Here is a 15,453-nt window from a genome sequence, read left to right as displayed (position 1 = left end):
CGCGCTATAAGCAGAAACACGACATGCCCCACATATGCGTGACATGCCCCTTTTTACGGCCCGCCTCAAACGGGCACAACGGCCTGGCAATCAACGCCATGAGTCGCCACCACCGGAGCCCTTGAACCCTATGACCGCCCTGCTTTTCATGATCGTTACGGCCTGCTGGGGATTTACCTGGTACGCCATCAAACTGCAAATCGGGCCGATCCCGATCGAATTTTCAATCTTTTACCGCTTTGCGCTGGCGGCCATTGTCCTATGCGGTTTCTTGCTGATCTCGCGTAAATGGCGCCCGGTGCCCTGGCAGGCGCATCCATGGATCGTACTTCTGGGCTGCGGGCTGTTTGGCATCAATTTTATTCTGATGTATTCAGCAACAAGCTATATCGCGTCGGGGATCGTTGCGGTGATTTTCACCACTTCAACCATTTTCAATGCGCTTGGCAATTGGGCGTTTTATGGTCAGCGCCCCGGTCTTCGCTTTGTCTTTGGTGCGGCTTTTGGTCTTGGCGGGATTGCCTGCCTGTTTGCCAATCAGCTATCCGCCCTGTCGCATAATCCACATGCCATAACCGGCCTTTTGTTTGCGCTTGGCGGCACGGCAGTTTTTAGTTGCGGCAACATGGTATCGGTCAAATTAAACAAGATGGGCATTCCCAACCGGGATGCCGTTGCACGCGGCATGGCCTATGGTGCGGTATTGCTGCTGGTCTATGCCCTGTTACGGGGTCAAACACCGGTCATGCCGACCGACCCGATTTATATCGGTGGCTTGCTTTATCTGGCCATTCCGGGATCGGTCGTTGCCTTTATCGCCTATCTTGCGCTGGTGCATCGGGTGGGTGCGGGCCGCGCGGCCTATGTCACCGTCCTGTTCCCCGTCGTTGCCCTGACGGTTTCAACCTTCCTCGAAGGTTATGTCTGGACGCCGATTGGTGCCACCGGGCTTGTCATGATCTTCCTTGGCAACATCACGATCTTTGCCCGATTGCCCGGCAGCCGCGCCAGGGCACAAGCCCAAGCAGAAACCAAGGCATAAACATCAAACGGCCGCTGCATCCCCTGCAAGTGGCCGTTTTCGTATGCGGGCATTTTCCCAACGGGGATTTTCCATGCCCGGTGGATTTGCCGTCGGGTTACAGCATCAAGCTGCTACTTCGACGCCCCCCGCCTTAGCTGACCCTAAGCTTTCCAGACATCCGGATTGATCATATTGATCGGATCACCATTGGCATAACCGATGATCTGATCGAAAATATCGCCAAACTGCATATCCAACTCGTCCTCGGTGACGAAACCGACATGCGGGGTCGCCAGAACATTGGGATGATTGGCAAATCGATCGTTAAAATCGGTCAACGGCTCAACATCCAAAACATCCACCGCTGCCTTGCCCGGACGCCCGGCATCAAGGGCTGCCAACAATGCGCCTGGCACCACCAACCCGGCACGCGACGTATTGACAAACAAGCTATCAGGTCGCATCTGCGCCAGATCATCACCGCTAATCACCCCACTCGTTTCCGGGGTCAAGCGCATATGCACCGTGATGATATCGGGCTTGGCAAAAAATGCCGCACGGGATGGCGCAACGTCCCAGCCATCCTCAGACGCGGCCTTGCGCGATGCCTCCGACGCCCAGATCACAACATTCATCCCGAATGCCTTGGCATAACCGGCAACCACACGCGAAACCTTGCCATACCCCAAAATACCAAGGGTGCGCCCCCGCAATGTCTTGCCGATCCCCATCTGCCATTTTCCGGCCCTAAGAGATGCGTTTTGTTCAACGATCTGACGCGCGGATGCCATGATCAACGCCCATGTCATTTCTGCCGCCGCATAGGATGGCTTTTTACCGGCCCCTTGTTTTGAACACAGCAAAACTCCGCGTTTGGTGCATGCATCGACATCGATATGGGGGAAAACGCTGCGCTGGCTGATCAATTTCAATTTCGGCAAACCGGCCAGCAATTCATCGGTGATTTTCGTCCGCTCGCGAAACAGCGCCAGGGCATCGCTATCGCCGATTGCCAGCGACAGTTTTGCCGGGTCATCATATTTTTCTGTCAGGATCGACACATCAAACCCGGCCAGTTTGGCAAAACAGGGCAAATGGCGAATGCTGTCGAGATAGTCGTCAAGAATGGTAATCTTCATCAAATCCCCGCTATATTTTGCCGTATATAACGGCGTTCTGCACCACAATGACAGCACTTTCACAGATACTCGCACCCCGCGAATATGCGTGCAAGCCGGTTCCCCCGGATCGGCATGATGATGTGACGGGCTCTTGAACATCCATTACCTCTGGCGGTTGCGCATATAATCCGCAAGACGCCACTGGTGATTGCCCCAGTTCGTTGCCTGACTGCGCTTGGCTGCAATAACATCGGCTTTTTCCAACCCTGTCACATCGCGCAGCAACCAGTCCTCCATCGCCAGCAGAGTCTCAATCGTCCGACGCTCGGCCTGACGTCGCTGCCATTGCGCCAAGCGAATGGCGACCTTCTGCCAGATACCGATTGCCCGGCCCGTGGCAATCACACCGACCGGGTTATTTTGTTCACAAGAAACATGTGTTGCCATCACCGCTTCATCCTTTTATGAGAAATTCAAACATTCATTATCAGAATGATGAGCATTTCTTATTGATGAGGCAAACGAGAAGATCTAAACTCACTCATTAGAAAACCTCATACATATGGCAAAAATCATGTCTTCGTTCCCCGTTGCCCTGCCCAACCTTGATCTGGATCTGGCACGCACCTTTGTTGCGATCTGCGAGACCGGAAACTTTTCCCGCGCAGCAGAACGGGTCAACCGCAGCGCATCCGCAATCAGCCTGCAGGTCAAAAAGCTCGAAGAAATTGTCGGCCGCAGCCTGTTTGAACGCGAAACCCGTCGGGTACGCCTGACGCCAGATGGCGAGGTTTTGCTGGGTTATGCACGCCGTCTGCTTCGACTAAATGACGAGGCAATGTCACGCTTTCGCGCCCCCGAATTTACCGGCACAGTGCAATTGGGCGTTCCCAACGATAACGGCATTATTGCCATTCCCGAAATCCTGCGTCGTTTCGCTGCCAGCCATCCGCATATCGAAGTTGACGTCTTTCTGGGGCCAACCGCCAGCCTGCGCAAACGCGTTGCCGAGGGCACGACCGATATCGCCGTTTTCAGCTTTGACCCGGAACTTGACCCACAACCACCGATCCATAGTGAACCGCTTGTCTGGCTTGGTGCGCGGCATGGGGCCGCGATTGAAAAGCACCCCCTGCCCGTCGCCCTGGCCGAGCCGGGATGTTATTGGCGGGCCATGGCATTGCGGGCGCTTGACGAGACAGGAATCAATTATCGCGTCGCCTATACCAGCGAGTTCTGTCAGGCCCAAATCGCTGCGACAGAGGCCGACCTTGCCATCTGCCCGGTCCCGATCAGTGTCATATCGGATCGATTGATCCATCTTGATGCCCGTCATGGCCTGCCTGAACTTGGCGAATACCGCATGACGCTTGCCAAACGGGGGGCGACCGGCCCGGCCGAGGATGCATTGGCCGAACATGTGGTTAGCAGTTTCAAAATGGCGGCCGAACGTGGGATGCGGCTATTCGCCTGACCATCATCCTGATCATGGCCACGATGCGCACCGAAAACCGGGCAACGACCCTGTCTTTGTCACCGTTGAAGTCCGAATCTGGCCAGTCAGCACAATGATCGTGCTCTAACATCCATCCTGTCACCAACCTGATATGACGGAACCCGGATATGACCACGAAGAGCTGGATTGCCCTGAACCCGAAATTTAATCGCCCCCACAATGTAATCCGGCACAAACCACTTCCCACAGGATCTGCGAAAATGCCCCTGTCAAAAAGCACGCTGCCCCAAACCGGCACGTCGGCCCCGCGCATGGATGGTCAAAGCTGGTTGATGCTGATTGCGCTTTCCATTCTATGGGGCGGGTCATTTTTCTTTACCGAAATCGCGCTTGTCGATTTGCCGCCGCTTACCCTTGTGCTTTGCCGGGTGGCGATTGCCGCGGTCATCCTGTGGTGGGTGGTGCTATTGCGCCATATCAATATTCCGCGCGATCCGCGCCTGTGGCTTGGCTTTCTGGTCATGGGGATGTTGAATAACCTTGTGCCATTTTGCCTGATCGTCTGGGGACAGACCCATATCGCCAGTGGCCTTGCCGCCATCCTGAATGCAACGACACCGCTTTTCACCCTGATCATCGCCCATCTGGCGACCTCAAATGAAAAACTAACGCGGCGCAAAACTCTGGGCGTTTTGGTTGGCTTTATTGGTGTAGTGATCGTGATTGGCCTGCCCGGTGATATCATCAGCAGCATCGGCAACATCAATACCCGAACCGCCCCAACGACGGACATTGCGACGAATGCAGCCCATGACAATACGCATGTTAGCAGCAGCATAGAGGCTGAGGCCGGCGCCGATGCAGAAGCTGGACCGCTGGCAGCACTGGCGCCGCTTGCGGTCTTGCTGGCGGCAATTTCCTATGGCTGTGCAGGGGTGTTTGGCCGTCGTTTCCGCGATACCCCGCCGATCCTGACCGCAGCCGGGCAAACCAGCGCATCATCCCTGATGTTGATCCCGCTTTGCTTCATGATCGATGCCCCATGGAACCTGCCATTTCCGGGTACGGAAACCATTCTGGCCGTGCTGGGCATTGCGGCATTTAGCACCGCATTGGCCTATATCCTTTATTTCCAGCTGTTAAAACGTGCCGGGGCGAGCAACCTGTTGCTGGTGACCTTCCTGATTCCGGTCAGTGCGATATTGCTGGGCGTTGGGTTTTTGGGGGAAACACTGGAAAGCCGCCAGATTTTCGGGATGATCGTGATTGGTTTGGGACTGGCCGTGATTGACGGGCGATTGCTTCAATTTACCCGAAACTATTCCTCATACAAATAGAAATACAGGCGCATTTGACCCGCACCTGTATCCTTGTAAAGCATCATAAACCCAAACAATCGCAATTGGTTATCGAGACATCAGCCCGCCTTCATCAACTCAAAAAGTTGATTAACGGCAAAGGTGTAATAGTCCTTGTTGACGTGAATATTGGTCAGATTGTCGTTACCAGCGAACTCGTTTTTGGTAAAGCCGGTTTCATTGCAAAGATCAGCCCATGGATGAATAATAAACTTAGTCCTATTCACATTATGTACGAGCATATTAAATGCCGTGGCATAGGCCTTTTTATGGACATTGTAATACGCGCCATCGACAAAATGATCCCCCAACCGGAACCGCGCAGTTTGTTCGGGCATGTCCGGGGAAATGATCCAGAATATCCGTTCATAAGCCGTCAGTTTTTCAAGCTGTAGCCCAAATGCGATATGCGGCATGATTTTTTGCACATACATCTGAACCAGTTCTTCGGTCACAGTATCAAGACATGGCAAAGTTGGCGTGATGTCGCTCCCACTCGCACCTTCGATTTCGGGCTTCATATCACCATGCGCGCGAATGATGTTATCGCCAAACAATCCTGTGCCGACCAGAACCAGATCCTTGGGATTTTGAACAAAGAAATCTTTGAAGTTTGAATGTTCTTCCTTGAAAATAAACGTCCTGAAACGATGGACATTTATTTCGCGGTGCGGATTATTGGCAAGCAATCTAATCGGAGCAAAGGCAAATCTGCCTTCCCGGTCATATTCCTCGATCTTCTTGCTGGAACCGGCTAAATGACTGTCGCCAAAGGCAACAATCATATCCTTGCCGCCCCCGCCATTTTCGTACTGCCGATTAGCAAAGCCTTCAAGCATTTCATCCTCGCAATCGGCATCCATTGACTTTGGCACCGTTGTTGCGGCTGTCTTGACGCGCGTGTTGGACGAAGTTGAAACCGGGGCATCGCCAAAGACTTCCGCCCCACCGACGGCAGACGCTGATCGATTTTCAGATATGCCATCAGGGAAATAGCTGTCCATGAAATGGTTCATGACGACGGCGACCGCATCGGATTTCACCGACCGGAAATTGTCTTCGAAAAAGGTGCTTTTGGCCGCCGGGTTATTGATGATTTCAAACGACGGGAAGTAATCGGCAAAGCCGTTTTCTGTCGCAAAATCCCCCGCCACTGCGCGCAACACCGCCTTGGAATAGGTTGAAGATTGCAAGACATGGCGTCCTTCATAAGTCGCCGTCAAGGGTACGGGCGACACGGTCAGGATCAACTTAAAATCCCGCCCCCCGCGCAGCGCCCGAACCGCAGCACAAAACTGATCAAGATCCACGCGAATTTCCGGGTAGTCAAAATTCACAAAGCTGTATTTCTGCGGATCATAATCCCCACCCGCCACACCGGGTGCGACCGGCAGGATTGTATCACAGGCATTCACCCGCCAGGATTCCGTCAGGCCAAGGGTAAAGACAAGGACATCAAGTTCGGTAAATGCCTGTTCGACCGCCTTAAGATGTGCGCTTCGCAAGGAGACAATCGCATCACTAATGCCCACCGGGGCCTTAAACACATTGGGGCGCAACGGATCGACAAAGCCTTCGCGTGATTGCCAGGCTGTTTCCGAACAACGCCGCTTTCCCGCAGTTTCATTGATCAGTTGCAGGGCCTGTTTGACGGTATAGATATTGCCGTAATTGGCCGAGAAATTACATGATTTGATATTGTCATCGGTATCAAAGAACGGAACATTCAAATCCCGATCACGCAGCCATGTCGCAATATGCTGGGCAAAACAACTGCCCATCGTCACAACCGTATCCGTCGGTGCGATGGCCCATTTCGGTGTGTGGATATTGGCAATATTCTGCGGATTCGAAAGGGCGACGCCATAGCGCCAGAAACGTTCCGGTTTCAAATCTCTATAAGGGTTGGCCAATGTCGTTCCTCACCGCAAAATCTATTTTAAATCAAAACATGAGCAAGTCTTTTCCACTCTGACAATAAAATCAAATCCTTTAATCTTGCTTAGGGTCAGGATCTATTCAAATCCGTTCTTGTCCGTAAAAACAACTCTGGTGACAAAAGAGCCCGCGCCATTGGGGTTGCATTGCGGCTCCTCAATGGCGCGGATGGTCATCCGATCATCGCGTAAAATAATACGGCTGATCGATATCCCCCAGCAAATCGACTTCTTGCGGTGACCAGTCCAATTGGCGGCGCGTGATCTTGCTGGAGGTCGGGCAATCAAGCTTGGCGAAATGGGTGAACCAGCCGAAATGATCGGCGGCCTCATCCGGGGTTTTCGATACCATCGGAACACCCAATCCGCGGCCGATTACCCCCGCAATCTGGTGAAACGGAATCCCGGTTTCGGCAACGGCGTGATAGACAGCACCGGGCATTGCAACCTCGACCGCGCGGACAAAGGCACGTGCGGCATCAAAGCGGTGTACTGCGGGCCAGGCATTATTGCCATCCCCGACACAGGCCGAAACACCCTTGTCGCGTGCGATGCCGATCAGGATCGGGACAAAACCATGATCGCCAGCCCCATGCACCGAGGGCGGTAAACGCATAACCGAAACATTAATCCCGCGCGCCACCAGGTCGGCTGTTGCCCGCTCTGTCGCAACACGGGGCATGGCATTCGGACCAAAATCGGGCATATCCTGCTCGGTCACCCGCTTTCCACCGGCCAGAAGCCCGATGCCCGAAGTGACAACAAGCGGGCGATCCGATCCTTCAAGAGCACTTCCCAACGCCGCGATCACTTTACCATCCGTCGCACAGCTTTCGGCAAACCGGGAAAAATCGTGATTAAACGCGGTGTGGATCACACCATCGGCCCGGGACGCCCCGGCACGAAGGCTTTCATAATCGTCAAGGTCGCCACGATGCACCATCGCCCCGACTGCCAAAAGCGCATCGGCCGATGCATCGGATCGCGCCAGCCCCAAAACCTGATGCCCGGCCGCGATCAATTCGCGCACCACCGCCGATCCGACAAAGCCGGTCGCACCTGTAACAAAAACACGCATCTTATTCTCCTGTGATCCATGCGATGAACGGCCCCAAAGATAGTTGATCGCACTTGGACGAACTATGCGCTAATATCCATATTACTTTCGCCATCATCCAAAACAGGTCGCCATGGATCCGCTTTCCGATATTCTTTCGCTGTTAAAGCCACGCAATTACATGTCGGCGGGATTTGATGCCGCCGGATCATGGGCGATCCGGTTTCCCGATCAGGCCAACACAATCAAATGCGGGACTGTCGTTTTCGGGCAATGCTATGTCAGTGTCGAGGATACCGATGGCACCGAGGATGTGGCGAAGCCGGTCTTGCTTGGCCCCGGCGATTGCTTTGTCTTGCCGCGCGGGCGGACATTTTCCCTTGCAAGCAATCCCGATTGCCCGCCTATCGATGCGCCCCTTGTGTTTGCCGACGCCCGCCGCGGCGGAATTGTCACCCATAATGGCGGCGGGGAATGCTTTATCATCAGCAGCCGCTTTGCCCTTTCGGGCAACCATGCCGATATGCTGATGAGCACCTTGCCGCCGATTGTACATATCCGTCCCGATCAGGACGAAGGCACATTGCGCTGGTCGGTGGAACGGATGATGCAGGAATTAAGCACACCCAAACCGGGTGGCTTTCTCGTACTGCAACATCTTGCCCATACGGTGCTGGTGCAGGCGCTGCGTCTGCATCTTGAGCATAGGGAAAGAGGTGCGAACCGCACGAACGGGGATGCCCCCAAAGATAACGGGCAAAGCAGGCAAAGCGGACAAAACGGGCCGGACTGGTTTGCCGCCCTGTCGGACAAACAGATATCAGCCGCGATTGCGCGCATCCATGATGATCCCGCCCATCCCTGGACCCTGCAGGAACTGGCCCGCCATGCCGGCATGTCGCGATCGGGCTTTGCCGCACGGTTTCGCGATGTTGTCGCGATCCCGCCAATGGCCTATCTGACCCGCTGGCGGATGTTGCTGGCAGGCGACCGACTAACCAATGGCAATCTGCCTGTATCAGATATTGCTCTGTCGGTTGGTTATGAGTCTGAAAGTGCGTTCAGTACAGCGTTTAAACGTGTGATGGGGTCTGCACCAAGGCAGTATGGACGATTAACTCAAACAAAGTACCCAGGCCAAACCACCTAAAATAAAACAGAAATATTTAACGCATGCCTTGGAATAAAAAATTATTTTTACCGTGTACAATAAGAATATCACTCAATTAACTTTAATGAATTAAACGACATTATAAATAAAAAATTCAATTTAATTTGTATATCGACCAATATAAGCGCATGGTGAATTTATTGTTCATTATTTTTTAGTTTGCACGCTAAAAATAAAACCATCCTCGAACGATAACTTGATGGCCGGTGCATTCCTCACGATCCGTTTCATCCGATAACCTGATGGGTAACCCGCTTGTGGTGCAAAGATGCATCGCAACGTGCGTATCAACGGGCCGGTTAAACTTGAAACTTCATCAATATTGGCCTTTGCGTGGTCCTGCAAAAGACGACGAGACGGGTAAAGCACCCGTCGCGACGGCGCACCAATGTTCAGACACGGAAACCTATATGACAACCACATTGCCTATTTCATCGCCAACAACTGAAAACATCATCCATTTGCCTTCTGGCGCGATCCCATTGGTCAACGCAAGCCTACGTTCAAAAGATGCCCGCGCCCCAACCGCACTTGTTTATTGCGAAGGCAACTTTGGCTTGCCCGATGGGAAGACGGCAAACGGATTGATCCGGCATTCCGAAAAATACGAAATTCTTTCCGTGATCGACAGCACACAGGCAGGCCGCGATGCCGGTGAGGTTCTTGACGGATACCCAAATGCAATCCCGATTTTACGCCATCTGGACGACGCATTTGCAGCCCATCTGCCCGTGCCGGATTATTTTATTTATGGCATGGCCCCCGCAACAGGGATGTTATCGGATGCAGAACGTCTGATCGTTCTGGATGCGTTGAAACGCGGTATGAATGTGGTTAACGGGCTTCATGAATTTTTAAATGACGACCCAGAATTCATTGCCGCATCGCGTGCCGGAAATGTTGCGATTATCGACATCCGAAAACCACGCCCCAAAAACGACCTGCGACTGTTTAGCGGCAACATCAATAACGTTACATGCCCCCGAATTGCGGTTCTTGGCACCGATTGCGCGATTGGCAAACGAACCACGGCCAGCATCCTGACCCGCGCCCTGATTGCACGCGGTGTCAATGCTGTCATGGTTACAACCGGCCAGACCGGCATGATGCAGGGATCGCGATATGGTGTTGCCCTTGATGCCGTGCCGTCACAGTTTTGTTGTGGCGAGCTGGAAGCAACCATTATTGACGCGTTTGAGGGCGAAGACCCCGACATCATTATCGTCGAAGGCCAGGGCGCGCTCAGCCATCCGGCCTTTTGCACGTCGGCCTTTATTCTGCGTGGCAGCGTGCCCGATGGCGTTATTTTGCAACATGCCCCAAAACGCAAGCATCGTTGCGATTTTGATCAAATGCCCATGCCCGAACCAAAATCTGAAATCAGCCTGATCGAGGCCTTTGCCGATACCAAAGTCATCGGACTGACGATCAATCATGAAGATATGACCGACGGCGAGATTTCCGACAGCATCCTGTATTATCAGGAACAACTGGGCATTCCCGTAACCGATGCGCTTGCCCGCCCTGTCGAACAGCTTGCGGAAATGGTTTTGTCATCCTTCCCGGCCTTGCAAAGGAAGCTGTCGCTCAGCGTTCAGTGAGTATGCCCGGGATCGAGATCGATCTTGACAAGATCTTTCACAATGCAAAGACACTGGTCACGCGCCTTAAGGCGCATGGCATTTCGGTTACCGGGATTACCAAAGCCTGTTGCGGTTCACCGCAACTGGCAAAGGTACTGCTGCGAGCGGGGGTCACATCGCTTGGTGATTCCCGGATCGAAAATATCGAACGGTTGCGCGAAGCCGGTATTAACGCCGCCATAACATTAATCCGCTCGCCCATGATCAGCCAGGTTGACCGGGTTGTGGCCGCGGCCGACATCAGCCTGAATACCGAACCCGACGTGATCCGCGCCCTTTCCGATGCGGCGCAAAAGGCCCGTAAACGGCACGGTATCATCCTGATGGTGGAACTCGGCGACCTGCGCGAAGGGGTCATGCCGTGCGATGTTGAAAAAACCGTTCAATCCTTGCGTAAATTGCCCAACATCACCTTTTTGGGTCTTGGCGCAAACCTTGCGTGCCGAAACGGCGTATCCCCCGATAACCGCAACATGGCAAAACTGTCTGTATTGGCTGACCATATAGACGCCACGGCGGGGGCCTTTGCGGCACCCATGTCTGTCGTCTCGGGTGGTAATTCCAGCAACCTTAACTGGGTATTTGCGGGTGGCAAAATGGGCCGGATTAATAATCTGCGACTGGGAGAGGCCATATTGCTTGGTTGCGAGCCATTGCATCGCCAAGCGATCACAGGCCTTCATACCGACGCGATCCGATTGATCACAGAAGTCATCGAAAGCAAAACCAAGCCATCAAAACCTTGGGGCACACTGGCCCAGACTGCCTTTGGCACCCCATTGCTCCCCCGTGATGAGGGCGACATTTTCCAATCAATTCTTGCCATCGGGCAACAAGATGTCGATCCGGACGGCCTTTATCCGCCCATGGGCATTAAAATTCTGGGCGCCAGCAGTGACCATCTTGTGCTTAACACCGGCGATACAAAGGCCCCGGTCGGTTCCGAAATATCATTCCGGCCCGATTATGCGGCACTTTTGCGGTGTATGACATCGCCCTATATCGACAAGGCCTATATTGGCAAAGCCATCGCACCCCGGATCATTCCACAGCCGGTTTCTGCATTTTTGGGGTAAATGGGGCATAAAGCTGCCCCATATTTTTTTTCAATTGGCACACCGTTCAAACGTGCAATCGTATGCCCAGATGGGTTAGGAAAAGCGCATAGGATGGTATGGCGACATATCGATGGATGGTTTTTTGCCCAAGATCACATCGGTCAGAACCTTGCCGGTCATTGGTGCCATCATAACGCCTTGATGCGCATGTCCAAAGGCACCAAACAGCCCCTCTGACGGGGAAAGCGCACCGATGATCGGTAAACTGTCAGGCAGGCTTGGACGGCTTCCCATCCAAAACCGCGCATGAAACAAATCCAAATCCGGCAGCATTCGCGCCGCCTGCCGACGTAACAAACTTTCGCGCCATTCGGATGGCGGCGCATCAATCGCCGCAAATTCAGCAGCCCCGGCCAATCGCAAACCGCCCCTCATACTTGATGCAACAATTTTCCCCGCCATATCCATCACCGAATGGTTCAAAGAAATATGACCCGATGGAATTTCAAGATGATAGCCGCGTTCGGCAACCAAGGGGATATGCAGCCCGGTCTTTCGCAGCAATTTTTCCGACCAGACCCCGGCACATACAACCAGTTTCGAGGCGCGAAAGACACGCCCTTGTCCGATGGCCTGCCAATCCCCGCCTTCACGAGAAACCTGCCCGATATCAGCACATTGGATTTCGACCCCCAGACGGCATGCATATTCCGCCAGAACCGTCCCCACCCGCCCGGGTGACAAAAGCCGCGCCTGGCCTTTGATCAGAATCGCCGCATCGTAAATTGGTGCAAGGGCGGGCTCGACCTCCGCCAGACCGATACGCCCAACCAATTGCATTTCGGCACCTTTTTCGGCCCGGATGGCATAGTCAAGTGCATCAAGGTTTGCGTTATTTTGATGACGAAAGGCATGAATATAATAGCTATCGGTAATCAGTTTTGCATGACCAACCAGCGCAAGCCAATCCTTATAAAGCGTAACAGAAGGCCGACAGAGGTCATACATGGCGTTTGCCGTTTTTCGGTATTTCTTTTCCGTTCCGTTAAGAAGAAACCGGGTCCCCCAGGGCACCATTTTCGGCCAAAATCCGGCCTGCACATTGAGCGGTTTATCCGCCCCCAGCAACATACCCGGCAGCTTTCGCCATACCCCCGGCGCACAACCAGGGGCAATCGACCAGGGTGAAATTACGCCAGCATTCCCAGATGATGCCTCCTGACCGGGTTCCCCGCGATCAATCAGCACCACTTTCTGACCCTGCTGTGCCAAATTCAGGGCGGTAAATATCCCCACCAAACCGGCACCAAGCACCATGACATCTGCGGACATGGCTAAACCGATGCCGGTTGGGACAAACGCGCAAGGACTTGCTGCAAAATCACTGGCGTTATAATCAACAGGGCAATGATATCGGATGCAAATGACGGCGCAATAAACACCAGCCCCCCCAACGCCAAAACAAGGCGCGCCCAAACCGCCAAAGGCGCAAGCCACACACCAACAACCGCAGCCGACAGGGCAATAACCCCAAAAATTGCGGAAACGGCGCTATAGGCAAACGTCAAAAGATCAAAGCCGTTTGGATCGGCAAACAGCAACACCGGCGCATAAACAAATGCCATCGGTGCAACCACCTTGCCCAGACCAAGGGTAAATGCAGATACGCCGGTCCGAAACGGATTGGAATTGGCAATTGCAGATGCCGCATAGGCCGACGTACAGACCGGTGGCGTTATTTCGGCAACCACCCCGTAATAAAGCACGAACATATGGCTTGCGATTGGCGGAATGCCCAATTGGGCCAAGGCCGGCTGCGCAACAGATACCAGCATGATGTAAAGGGCCGTGGTCGGAATACCCGCCCCCATAAGAATGCAGGAAAAGGCAATCAGAACCAAAGACAGGAAAAGAGAGATGCTGCTGGTGGAAAACAGTTCATACCCCCCAAACTCGGTCAGGGCATGGATCACATCGGCCATTTCGGTGGCACCGGATGTCACCATAAAACCAAGTCGAAATCCGATGCCGGTCGTGTTGATCACCCCGACAACAATCCCGACCGCCGCCGAAGCCGCCCCGACGGCCAAGGCATATTTAACCCCGGTTTCAAAGGTCGTCACCATTTCAGCAAGGGTGACCCTTTTTTGCGGGTTGTATATTCCCAAAATAGTTGCCGCCAGCAAGGTTATGGAAATGCCAACCCCGAATTCACCGCTTAGGGCTTTCCAACAAACAAAGGCGGCAAATCCCACGGGAATAATAAGGCTGAGCACAACATCGCGGCGGGCCATGCCCACAACAAGCAACAGCGAAATACCGCAAAATGCGGACATATACGGCGTGTAACCAGAGAACAAAACCACCAGCAAGCCGACCAACGGCAAGATATTCGCCCAGCCGCTTTTCCAGACTTTACCGAAATGAGGCAAGGTTTCCTTGGCCATCCCTTTCAGGCCAAGTTTGCGGGCCATCAGGTGAACCACACTGAACACGCCGAAATAATGCAGCAAGGCCGGGAAAATTCCGGCAAGCACGATGGTCGTGTAGGGCACATTCAGGAATTCGGCCATGATAAAGGCCGCAGCCCCCATGATCGGCGGGGTGATTTGCCCGCCTGCCGATGCCGCGGCTTCGACCCCGCCAGCAAAATGCCCCGGATAGCCAAGACGCTTCATATTGGGAATGGTCAGGGAACCGGTTGAAACCGTATTGGCCACCGACGACCCCGAAATCGTGCCGAAAAACGCCGAAGAAATCACCGAAACCTTGGCCGGGCCACCGGTATAACGCCCGGCCAGAATGGATGCGTTATCGATAAAAAGCTGTCCAAGCCCGGTACGCTGGGCAATGGTTCCGAACAAAACGAAATGGAAAACAACCGTCGACGTCACCCACAGGGTTACGCCGTAAATCCCCTCATGCGGGAAATACATCGATGATACGAATGTTTGAAACTTCACCCCCGGATGTTGCAAAATCCCCGGGAAATATGGCCCCAAAAGCGCATAGGACATAAAAATACAGATGATCAGCGGCAAAATCCAGCCAAGGGTCCGACGTGCCAGATCAAGAACCAGCACAATCATGATACATCCGAAAATCAGGTCATAAACATTCGGATTTCCCATGCGAAATGTTTGTTCTTCGATCCCAAAGAATGCGATCCCGCGCCAGGCCAGACTGAGATAAAGCGACGCGCTGATCCCAAGGAGCATGGCCAGAATATCAAGGACCGAAACATTGCCAATCCGCCAGAAACTCTGTTTCAAATCATAGGCGTCGCGCGTTTTAAAGGCCGGATAAAAGGCATAAATCAATATAAACAGCCCCGACAGATGCCACCCCATATGCCAATGATCGGACGGCAAGCCAAAGCCCGCGGTAAAATAGTGATAAAGCGCAAAGACCACCGCAACGATCCGCAAAAAGACCGCCATCCCCTTGCCAACCGCCTTTGTCGCAGCGCCTTCGTCGTATTTACGTTCAATTTCTTCGAGTTCGGCCGCGCTTGGCCCGGTATCGGCTGATACAGACGGCATTATTCCCTGCTCCCTTTGCGCATGATCAATATGAAGTGCAATTTTCCAACCGATAGGCGGCGCATCCGCACAAGGATGCGCCGCCT

Annotated in this window: 12 protein-coding genes; 6 read left to right on the top strand and 6 right to left on the bottom strand. The window is 53.5% G+C overall.

Annotated elements, in window-relative coordinates:
- The first annotated feature begins 130 nt into the window (after positions 1-130).
- Positions 131-1,042 carry a DMT family transporter gene (locus TALK_RS16535; RefSeq protein WP_085620252.1) on the top strand — a complete coding sequence of 304 codons (912 nt, stop codon included), beginning with the start codon at positions 131-133 and terminating at the stop codon, positions 1,040-1,042.
- A gap of 143 nt (positions 1,043-1,185) precedes the next feature.
- Here the strand turns inward: TALK_RS16535 and TALK_RS16530 are convergent, their stop codons facing one another.
- Positions 1,186-2,163, bottom strand: coding sequence for a D-2-hydroxyacid dehydrogenase family protein (locus TALK_RS16530; RefSeq protein ID WP_085620251.1), 978 nt, complete (start codon positions 2,161-2,163; stop codon positions 1,186-1,188).
- A gap of 144 nt (positions 2,164-2,307) precedes the next feature.
- The gene (locus TALK_RS16525; protein WP_085620250.1) at positions 2,308-2,592 is read right to left on the bottom strand and encodes a hypothetical protein; all 285 of its coding nucleotides are present in this window, start codon (positions 2,590-2,592) and stop codon (positions 2,308-2,310) included.
- Between the two features lie 127 nt (positions 2,593-2,719).
- On the opposite strand from TALK_RS16525, the gene TALK_RS16520 reads away from it, so the two are divergent.
- Positions 2,720-3,619 (top strand): LysR family transcriptional regulator, encoded by a 900-nt coding sequence (locus TALK_RS16520; RefSeq protein ID WP_085620308.1) that lies wholly within the window; start codon positions 2,720-2,722, stop codon positions 3,617-3,619.
- Between the two features lie 242 nt (positions 3,620-3,861).
- Positions 3,862-4,938 carry a DMT family transporter gene (locus TALK_RS16515; RefSeq protein WP_245829983.1) on the top strand — a complete coding sequence of 359 codons (1,077 nt, stop codon included), beginning with the start codon at positions 3,862-3,864 and terminating at the stop codon, positions 4,936-4,938.
- 80 nt (positions 4,939-5,018) lie between these two features.
- Here the strand turns inward: TALK_RS16515 and TALK_RS16510 are convergent, their stop codons facing one another.
- Positions 5,019-6,872 carry a GSCFA domain-containing protein gene (locus tag TALK_RS16510; protein WP_139833864.1) on the bottom strand — a complete coding sequence of 618 codons (1,854 nt, stop codon included), beginning with the start codon at positions 6,870-6,872 and terminating at the stop codon, positions 5,019-5,021.
- Positions 6,873-7,077: 205 nt separating this feature from the next.
- Positions 7,078-7,974, bottom strand: a complete 897-nt coding sequence (locus TALK_RS16505; protein WP_085620247.1) for an SDR family oxidoreductase — start codon at positions 7,972-7,974, stop codon at positions 7,078-7,080.
- A 112-nt stretch (positions 7,975-8,086) separates the two neighbouring features.
- Here TALK_RS16505 and TALK_RS16500 point away from each other — a divergent pair, with 112 nt between their 5' ends.
- The 3 genes from TALK_RS16500 to TALK_RS16490 all read left to right on the top strand — a co-directional run bounded on the left by TALK_RS16500 (position 8,087) and on the right by TALK_RS16490 (position 11,843).
- Entirely contained in the window at positions 8,087-9,103 is a 1,017-nt protein-coding gene (locus TALK_RS16500) for an AraC family transcriptional regulator (RefSeq protein ID WP_085620246.1), read from the top strand.
- A gap of 431 nt (positions 9,104-9,534) precedes the next feature.
- Positions 9,535-10,725, top strand: a complete 1,191-nt coding sequence (locus TALK_RS16495) for an N-acetyltransferase DgcN family protein (RefSeq protein ID WP_085620245.1) — start codon at positions 9,535-9,537, stop codon at positions 10,723-10,725.
- A gap of 2 nt (positions 10,726-10,727) precedes the next feature.
- Positions 10,728-11,843 (top strand): alanine/ornithine racemase family PLP-dependent enzyme, encoded by a 1,116-nt coding sequence (locus TALK_RS16490; RefSeq protein ID WP_245829991.1) that lies wholly within the window; start codon positions 10,728-10,730, stop codon positions 11,841-11,843.
- Between the two features lie 75 nt (positions 11,844-11,918).
- Here the strand turns inward: TALK_RS16490 and TALK_RS16485 are convergent, their stop codons facing one another.
- Together TALK_RS16485 and TALK_RS16480 are read right to left on the bottom strand one after the other, a co-directional pair.
- Positions 11,919-13,157 carry an NAD(P)/FAD-dependent oxidoreductase gene (locus tag TALK_RS16485; RefSeq protein WP_085620243.1) on the bottom strand — a complete coding sequence of 413 codons (1,239 nt, stop codon included), beginning with the start codon at positions 13,155-13,157 and terminating at the stop codon, positions 11,919-11,921.
- A 2-nt stretch (positions 13,158-13,159) separates the two neighbouring features.
- Positions 13,160-15,367 carry a TRAP transporter permease gene (locus tag TALK_RS16480; RefSeq protein WP_085620242.1) on the bottom strand — a complete coding sequence of 736 codons (2,208 nt, stop codon included), beginning with the start codon at positions 15,365-15,367 and terminating at the stop codon, positions 13,160-13,162.
- Positions 15,368-15,453 lie beyond the last annotated feature (86 nt).

It is taken from the genome of Thalassospira alkalitolerans (genome assembly GCF_002115745.1).
Lineage (GTDB): Bacteria > Pseudomonadota > Alphaproteobacteria > Rhodospirillales > Thalassospiraceae > Thalassospira > Thalassospira alkalitolerans.
The sequence above is the reverse complement of the archived record's forward strand: the minus strand, read 5'-3'. Positions and strand labels throughout refer to the sequence as shown.